At 71.1% G+C, this 8,369-nt stretch carries 7 protein-coding genes; 1 reads left to right on the top strand and 6 read right to left on the bottom strand.

The annotated features are described in order from the left end of the window. Nucleotides 1-303: 303 nt before the first annotated feature. Nucleotides 304-480, bottom strand: coding sequence for a hypothetical protein (locus tag AC08OV_RS18655; RefSeq protein ID WP_476616215.1), 177 nt, complete (start codon nt 478-480; stop codon nt 304-306). Further along, the gene (locus AC08OV_RS18650; RefSeq protein ID WP_476620033.1) at nt 467-1,648 is read right to left on the bottom strand and encodes a glycosyltransferase; all 1,182 of its coding nucleotides are present in this window, start codon (nt 1,646-1,648) and stop codon (nt 467-469) included. The genes AC08OV_RS18655 and AC08OV_RS18650 overlap by 14 nt, the downstream gene beginning before the upstream one ends. Nucleotides 1,649-2,428: 780 nt before the next feature. On the opposite strand from AC08OV_RS18650, the gene AC08OV_RS18645 reads away from it, so the two are divergent. Further along, nucleotides 2,429-3,115 carry a hypothetical protein gene (locus AC08OV_RS18645; RefSeq protein ID WP_476620032.1) on the top strand — a complete coding sequence of 229 codons (687 nt, stop codon included), beginning with the start codon at nt 2,429-2,431 and terminating at the stop codon, nt 3,113-3,115. Here AC08OV_RS18645 and AC08OV_RS18640 read toward each other — a convergent pair. From AC08OV_RS18640 to AC08OV_RS18625, 4 genes are all read right to left on the bottom strand, one after another. Beyond that, nucleotides 3,099-6,149 (bottom strand): FAD-binding and (Fe-S)-binding domain-containing protein, encoded by a 3,051-nt coding sequence (locus AC08OV_RS18640; RefSeq protein WP_476614302.1) that lies wholly within the window; start codon nt 6,147-6,149, stop codon nt 3,099-3,101. The genes AC08OV_RS18645 and AC08OV_RS18640 overlap by 17 nt on opposite strands. Before the next feature lie 234 nt (nt 6,150-6,383). Continuing rightward, nucleotides 6,384-6,878 carry a transposase gene (locus AC08OV_RS18635; protein WP_476614294.1) on the bottom strand — a complete coding sequence of 165 codons (495 nt, stop codon included), beginning with the start codon at nt 6,876-6,878 and terminating at the stop codon, nt 6,384-6,386. Nucleotides 6,879-6,986: 108 nt separating this feature from the next. After that, nucleotides 6,987-7,793, bottom strand: coding sequence for a class I SAM-dependent methyltransferase (locus tag AC08OV_RS18630; RefSeq protein ID WP_476614295.1), 807 nt, complete (start codon nt 7,791-7,793; stop codon nt 6,987-6,989). Nucleotides 7,794-8,052: 259 nt separating this feature from the next. Then, the coding region (locus AC08OV_RS18625; protein ID WP_476620031.1) for a transketolase C-terminal domain-containing protein at nt 8,053-8,369 on the bottom strand (317 nt) is incomplete at its 5' end.

The raw sequence follows: 8,369 nt of genomic DNA, 5'->3' as shown, positions 1-8,369 counted from the left end.
CCTCGCGGCCCCCCACCTCGCGGCCACTGCGATCCACGGCCGAGGTGAGCGTCGGGGCACGCGGGGAGCTCGGTGCGCACGGGCCTGCCGACGCGCACCGCGGGGGAGCGCCCGCGCACTCGGGACTTCGGAATCGGAATCAGAATCGGATGTCACCTGTACCTGCCTGAAGGGGATGGGCACGGAGCACCGCGGGCGGGCGACACCGCGGCGGGTCCGGTCCCCGGTCTGGATGGAGGGTCAGTTCGCCGCGACGAGCTTCGGGAGGTCGGCCACGTACTCGGCGACCGTGGTATCGGCGAATTAGCTCCTCGCCATTCCCTTGTAGTTCGTCGTTGGCGTGGAATACGCCAAGGTGCCGCCGGCAAGCAGGATCCGCCCGTCGGGGAGCTGCGCATGCCCGGAACAGAACAGCCGGATGAGGACCCCGCCGGCGCCGAGGCGTACGCCGTCACCGGCGGGTGGGCTACGAAACCGCACCGGGCACCCCGTCCTCCGACGGCCTTCCGCGCGACGGCGACGCCGCCCGCTCGGGCACCGCCCGCTCAGGCACCGCCCGCTCAGGCACCGCCCGTCGCCGGTACACCAGCCGATCCACCACCAGGTATCGGACGATCACCGCGGCGGCCAGGGACATCAGGGTCGAGATGCCGACGCCGAGATGCCATCGCCCGACCAGCACCGCGAGCAGTGGCAGCCGGATGACCAGATCGAGGTTGTTGATGAGCGCGAACGCCGGATAGCGACGCAGCCGGGAACCCGTCTCCCGGTCCCAGACCAGGAGCTCGCAGCCGAGGAAGTTCCAGCCGATGGCGATCTGGGTCGCGACGATCGCCGCGGCCAGGTAGTGCAGGCCGACGTGGTGAAGCACGGCGGTGCCAAGCAGGTTCGGCACCGTCCCGGACGCCCCGACCAGGGCGAAGCGCGCGGGCTTCGGAACCCGCAACGCGAACAGCCGCCGGGCGAAGCGGGCGCCTTCGGTCAGCGAGGCGTTGGAGGTCCCGGCGTGCCGCTCGGCGAAGGCGTACCCGATCTCGCGGACGCGCAGCCGTCCGGACGCGACGAGCAGCTCCAGCAGGATCTTGTAGCCGTCCGGTCGCAGGCCGGCCCGGTCCACGACGGCAACCCGCACCAGGAAGAAGCCGCTCATCACGTCCGAGACGCCGCGCAGCCGACGGGGGAAGACCCACCGGCACAACCGGTTGGACCCCGTCGAGACCAGGTGCCGCATGCTTCCAGCGAGCCCCGATGCGCTGCCGCCGGACACGTACCGGCTGCCGATCACCACGTCGGCGGCATGTTCCACGGCGGTGCCGAGCAGCGCCGGGATGGTCTCCGGCGGATGCTGGAGGTCCCCATCGATGATCACCGCATAGGGTGCGGCACAGAGCGCGAAGCCCTCGCTGACCGCGCCCCCCAGCCCGCCGACCCGCTGGGCCGGGGTCCGATGGTGCACCCGTACCGGTAACCGCATCGAGGGGCGGACGCGCGCGATGACCTCGGGTGTTCCGTCGTCGGAGTCGTCAACAAAGATCACTTCTCCGAACAGGCCGTGCAGCGCATCGTCGAGGCGCCGCAGCAGCGGTTCGACGTTGTGCGCCTCGTTGCGGGTGGGTATCACGACCGACACCTGTGGCCCGACGTCCACCCGGGGACCGACCGGTTCCGCGGCCGAACCGCCCGTCCGCTCGGGACGCTCCAGCGGGGGGCGGGGATGCGGCAGAACGGGCAGGCGGAGCAGGCCCGTGCGGTCGTCCGGTCCGCCCTCCGGCCCAGTCCGGCTCCCCCGATCGGCCCCACTCCCCTGCTCGATCCGGCTCCCCCGATCGGTCCTACTTGCTTGATCGGTCCTACCCCCCTGCCCGGTCGAGGTCATCGGGTCCCCCCGGGGCCACTGACCCGCGAAACGCGGGTCAGTGCCGAGATAATCCCGATCCGTCGAATTCCGGACAATACAGTGCAACATTCACACGGCCACATTCCTGTGGTGATCATAACGAATTTCCCCCAGAGGCAGCAGAATAAGAGAAGTCCCGGATCGAGCCATCTACCGGCACCCCATGCCCGATCCGGGCCCTACGGTCATAAGGCCGGGCGAAAAATTACCGCAGGCCGTCGGCGGACGGGGGCGGGTGACCACCAGGAACACTCCGAGACACGGTCTCCCCGCTAAGCCGGGTGCGCCCGTGCCACACCGCACTCCACCGGCACGCTTCCCGACACTTCCGGGCAACCCGGTTGACCGGTACCGCCCGGCCCTATAATTCAGAACTCACCGATCAACATCCCCGCATAGGGCCACAAGTCCCGGCCCCACGGAGCGGCACATCGCGACAACACGTGGAACCACCCCGGCCGGGTTGACGACAATCACGACCGCAGAACCCCGCGCCCATAGACTTCCCAGCCATAAACCCCAGGGAGCACGGTGTCAGACCAGCCTCGCAAGAGCAGAGCGGACAGGGGGCACGTTCGCCTCAACCAACGGGATCTCCACGCCCTCGAATGGATCTTCGACATGCGAGCCGCCTTCGAGTCGGACATCTCGGAGATTCTCGGCCCGGAACACCCGATCTCCAAGAACGCGGCTCGCGCCGTCGTGAAGCGCTGGGAGAACGCCGGAGTCGCCTCCGCCGATCCCGTACTCGCCGGCCAGGGCCGGCTCGTACGGCTCACCGCCGAGGGCACCCGGCTGGTCAGTTCGATGGAGCTGGAATCCGACGGGGCGGCGACGAGCGCGGCGGGGGCCGTGCGCCACGCCATGGTCGCCCGCGCCCGGCTGCGGATCGAGAACGCCGGGGTGGGCGGGTCGCGGGTGCTGGCCTGGATCAGCGAGCGACAGTGGCGGCACGAGAACGAGGCCGCCCTGCACACCGGGTCGCACGTTCCCGACGGATTCGTCCGCCTCGATGGCGGGATGACGGGAGTCGTGCAGGTCGGCCACACCCGGGTGGAGGTCGCCCGGCTCCGGCCACTGGTCGCGAAGCTCGCCCGTAACCACCCCGTCGTCGTGCTCGCCGTTCCCCGGGGGGAGCTGGCCGGCAACCCGGCCGGCCCGTCCGCGGTCGCCGACGGTGGCGGCCTGCCGGCGACGGTCTTCACCGTGGAGATCTGAGCCCGGCGAGATGCTCGGCGAGCAGCTCGGCGAGATGCCGCCCGCGCCGGGCGGCGACGTGTTCGGCCTGGGCCCGGCAGGAGAATCCGTCGGCGAGCAGCACGGTGCCCGCGGGAGCCGAGGCGATCGCCGGGCCCAGGGTGCGGGCGGCGATCGCCATCGACACGTCGTAGTGCCCGGCCTCCATGCCGAAGTTGCCGGCCAGGCCGCAGCACCCGGCGAGGACGGTGACGTCCGCGCCGGCCACCGCCAGCAGGCCGCGGTCGGCGGCGAATCCCATGACCGCGTGCTGGTGGCAGTGCGGCTGGGCGAGGACGCGCACCCCGTCGAGGCGCGGCGGAGTCCAGCCGACGGTGTCGCCGAGCAGCTCGGCGAGGGTACGCACCGCACCGGCGACCAGCGCGGCGGCGGGGTCGCCCGCGAGCAGCTCGACGAGGTCGCCGCGCAGCACCGCCGTGCAGGACGGTTCCAGACCGACGATCGGCGTCCCGGCCCGGGCGTACGGCGCGAGGCGGTCAACGGTCGCCCGCAACCGGCGGCGCGCGCCGTCGAGCTGGCCGGTGGTGATCCAGGTGAGACCACAGCACGCGGGGCCCGGTGGCACGATCACCCGGTAGCCGGCGTCCGCCAGCACTGCCACGGCGGCTCGGCCGACCTCGGGGGAGAAGGCCTCCGTGAACGTGTCGATCCACAGCACCACCTCCCGGCTGTGGGCCTCGCGTCTGTGGGCCGCTTGCCCGTCAGCCGTTTGCCCGTCAGCCGCTTGCCCGTCGGCCGCTTGCCCGTCGGCCGCTTGCCTGTCAGCCGGCCGCCCATCAGCCAGGTACCCGTTTCCCCGGTCCGGGCCGCCGTGCTCGCGCCACCAGCGGCTGAACGGTTGCCTGGCGAAGGCCGGCACCTCGCGGCGCACGTCCATGCCCCCCACCCGCAGCAGCAGCCGTCGCACCGCCGGTCCGGCCAGCACCGCGTTGACCAGGCGTGGCGCCCGCCCGGCGACCCGGGCCCAGCGGGGCAACCAGCCGAGCACGTAATGGCTGACCGGCCGGAGCCGATGCCGGTAGGCGCGGAACAGCACCTCGGACTTGTACGTCGCCATGTCCACCCCGGCCGCGCAGTCGCGCGCGCACGCCTTGCACGACAGGCACAGGTCGAGCACCTCGGCCACCTCCGGGGCCCGGGCGCCCCCGGCACCTCCGCGGACCAGCGAGCCGTTCGCCATCTCCTGCAGCACCCTGGCCCGGCCGCGGGTGGAATCCTTCTCGTCGCGCGTCGCGAGGTACGACGGGCACATGAAGCCGCCGGCCGCCGGCGTGTCGGCCCGGCAGGTGCCCAGCCCGACGCAGCGGTGGACGGCCCGCCCGAACTCCCCCGCGTCGGCGGTGAAGGCGAATCCGCCGCTAGCGGGCAGCGGGCGAGCCGCCGGCAGGCGCAGGTCGGCGTCGATCGGCCTCGGCCGGACCAGCACACCCGGATTGAGAAGATCGTCTGGATCGAACAGGGCCTTGAAACCGGCGAAGACGCCGAGCGCGGCCGGCGAGTACATCCTGGCCAGCAGCTCACCGCGGGCCCGGCCGTCCCCGTGCTCACCGGATATCGAGCCGCCGTAGGAGGCGACCAGGTCGGCGGCCTCGGTCAGGAACGGGCGCAGGCGCCCCGGGGCGTCCGCCAACGGTAGATCAAGCCGGATGTGCACGCAGCCGTCCCCGAAGTGTCCGTACGGCACCCCGTCGATCCGGTGCGCACGCAGCAGGTCCTCGAAGTCACGCAGGTAGGCCCCCAGGCGCTGCGGCGGCACGGCCGCGTCCTCCCAGCCGGGCCAGGCCGGTTCCCCCGCCGCGGTCCGCCCGGCGAGACCCGCGCCGTCCTCGCGGATCCGCCAGAGGGCGCGGGTCTGCGGGCCGGTGGGCAGCACCCGGGTGGCCCTCGTGCCCGCGGCGGCCGCCAACGCCCGGCCGGCCGCGAGCGTCTCCGCCGGGCTCGCCCCACCGACCTCGACGAACAGCCAGCCGGTGCCGGCGGGAAGCTCCGGTACGGCCCGCGGTCCCCGGTGCCGGCGCACGATGTCGACCAGGCGCGCGTCCATGCCCTCCACCGCCAGCGGAGCGTGCGGGAACAGCAGCGGCACGGCGTCCGCGGCGGCCGGCATGTCCGGATAGCCCAGCACGACCATCGCGGTCGCGGCCGGTCGGGGGACGAGGCGGACGGTCGCCCCGAGCACGACCACGCAGGTGCCCTCGGAGCCCACCAGTGCCTTCGCCAGGTCGCCGCCGCGTTCGGGCAGCAGGTGCTCCAGCGAGTAGCCGGAGACCTGGCGGGGGAACCTGCCGAGTTCGGTGCGCAGGACCGCCAGGTTGGCCCGGACGAGGTCGTCGAGCCCGGGGACTGCCGGACGCCCGGAGCCGCCCGAACGCCCGGAGCCACCCGAACGCCCAGAGCCACCCGAACGCCCAGAGCCACCCGGGCCGACCCGCAGCCGACGTCCCGTGCCGTCGAGCACGTCGAGGTCGACGATGTTGTCGGCGGTCCGGCCGTAGGCGATCGCCCGTGCGCCGCAGGCGTTGTTGCCGATCATGCCGCCGATGGTGCAGCGGGCATGGGTGGAGGGATCCGGACCGAATCGCAGCCCGTGCCGGCCAGCCGCCGCCTGGAGGCTGTCCAGGATGACCCCGGGCTGCACGCTCGCGGTGCGGGCGGCCGGGTCCAGGGAGATGACGCGGTGCAGGTGGCGGCTGAGATCCATCACCACCCCGGGGCCCACGGCGTTGCCCGCGATGGAGGTGCCCGCTCCCCGGGTGGTCAGCGGGGTCGCGGTGGACCGGCAAACCGCCACGATCGCCAGGATGTCCTCGACCTCCCGGGGGAACACCACGACCGCGGGTGGCACCCGGTAGTTCGAGGCGTCGGAGGAGTACTCGGCCCGGCGCCGGGCCGAGGCGTCGACCATGGGCCGGACCGCTCGATCATGATCCACACCGGTGCCAGCGACCATCGACCCGGCCGTGGTCGGTCGCTCCCCGAGCGCCGCCCGCAGCATCCGGGCCAGCTCCGCCCGGTCCCCGGCCCCTGTTCCGACCCCGGCCCGGTCACCGGGACGCCGAAACTGTCGGCGAAACTGTTCGACCCGCACGCGACGCTGCTCCCGCTGCACCCCACCATCCTCGCCACGGGCCGGGCCGGCCGCACCGGATCGGCCTGCCACTGTGGATCTTCAATGAGATCACCCTCCCGGAACCCGGGCACGGCACGGTCGGTGGCCTCCTTCGGCCGCTCACTGATGTTGACCATGCCGACGATCCTGCCCCCTGGTCACAGTGCTGCGCGACTGGTTGACCCACCCAGTCCAGCCCTTGGGCAGCATGATCTCCAGCTCGGTTCGCAGTTCCCCACTGTCCTGCAGGCGGCTCCGCTTGTAGATCGTCTCGTGGGACACGCGCATGCTCTCGTCATCGGGGAACTCCTTACGCAGTCTCTTGCTGATCCGTTTCGGGGACCACTTCTCGTCCAGGCCCGCGTTGACCTCGTCGCGCAACGGCGGCGACGCGACGAGTTTGCGTTCCTTCGGACGCGCGCGCATCGCGTCACAACGCGCCTGCGCGTCCGCCGCCCAGTATGCTTCCTCGCCGCCGTTACGCTCGATCTCCCGTGAAATCGTCGAGTGATGCCGGCCGAGCATCTTCGCGATGATCCGCGCCGATTGGTTCCGACCCAGCTCTCGGGAAATTACCTCCCGCTCCTCGATTGTCAACTGCTCCCGCCGGCCCATCCACCATCAGTCCCTCGGCTCCACCATCCAGTCCCTCGACGCCAACGCGATCATCCTATCGAGACGTTGCTACGACCATTTGACCCCGCCATGTCCATGGTCGACCGGTCAGCGCGCCTGGGCCCGTACAAGCAGATACTCAGCGTCGAGCTCGATCCGGTCCGCCACCACGGAACCCTCAGTGAAACAGCTCTCGATCTCCTGTCGCAATTCCCGCGCGGCCGGTGGGTCCAGCGAGATCAGGGCGGCGACGTGGGGCGGGGAGTAACGGAGGAAGAAGTCCGCGGCGGCCGCCACTGTCGGGAAGGAGTACCTGATACACGCGGATATGCACTCGATGTCGTGGAAGTAGGGCGTGAGCCTGGGGAGCACGACGTCGCGCACTCCCCACTCATTGGGCTCGGGCAGGCTCTCGGGGAGGGGGAGGCGACGCTTTATGATCGCGTTGAGCCGGCCCATGAACCCGGTAGGGGTGAAGTTCGCCAGGCCAACCTGGCCGCCGGGCCGCAGCACTCGGTGGACCTCGGCGGTGGCCGCATCGGGTCGCGGTGCGAACCAGATGCCGCAGGCGGAGAGAGCCACGTCGCAGCTGGCGTCCGACAAGGGAAGGTCCTCGGCATCGCCTTCGAGGACGGTGATCTCCAACCCGGCCTCCTGGGCCCGGGCCCGGGCCAGCTCCACCATCCGCGGCGTGATGTCGACGGCGGTGACCAGCGCGCCCCGTCGGCCCGCGGCCAGCGCTACGTTCCCGGTGGCGGTAGCCACGTCGACAACCCGCTGGCCCGCCCGCACTCCGGCCCAGTCGCACAGCGCTTCGGCAATGGGTAGCTGCCGGTCGGCGATCAGCTGGTAGTCCCCCATAGTCCAGATGATCCGACCGCGATTCTTGACGCCATGTGGGTCATCCGTCGTCATGGCATGCCTCCCATCGATAGAGTGAGCGTTCCGTGATGTCGCGTGGCGGCTGAGCTGCAGGGCAAGGAAGAGTTATCGCGCGTCTCGTGACGAAGCTGAACAAGCATCACTCCTCCACCGAACGGGCCGGCAGTTCCATTGGGCTCCCTCTCAAGACAGTGCTCACGAGCACAGACGACATTCGGTCAGCGCGAAAGGCGTTGAGGCAGAGATGACACGAGGTCGTTGAGGATTCTCGTCCACCGCGAACGCCACCGCGTCATCTGCCTACCAGCTTCTCCGAGACGACACGGCGTACCGCTTGCGCTACCTGCTCGACGTCAAGCAGTGTCTGCCGCTCAAGGGGCGGGCTAAACGGTGTCGGTACATCTGCAGCCGTCACTCGTACCGGAGCCGCCATCAGCCGCCAGAAGCGCTCCTCGGCGAGCGAGGCGACAAGCTCGCTCGCGAAGCTGCAGGTGCGGGGTGCCGGATCGACGACGATGACCCGGCCAGTTTTCTCAACCGAAGCGTTGATCGTCTCGTAATCCAATGGAACGAGCGAGCGCGGGTCGACGACCTCGACCGAGATCCCCT

It is taken from the genome of Frankia sp. CeTa3Moorea (assembly GCF_978021225.1).
The sequence above is the reverse complement of the archived record's forward strand: the minus strand, read 5'-3'. Positions and strand labels throughout refer to the sequence as shown.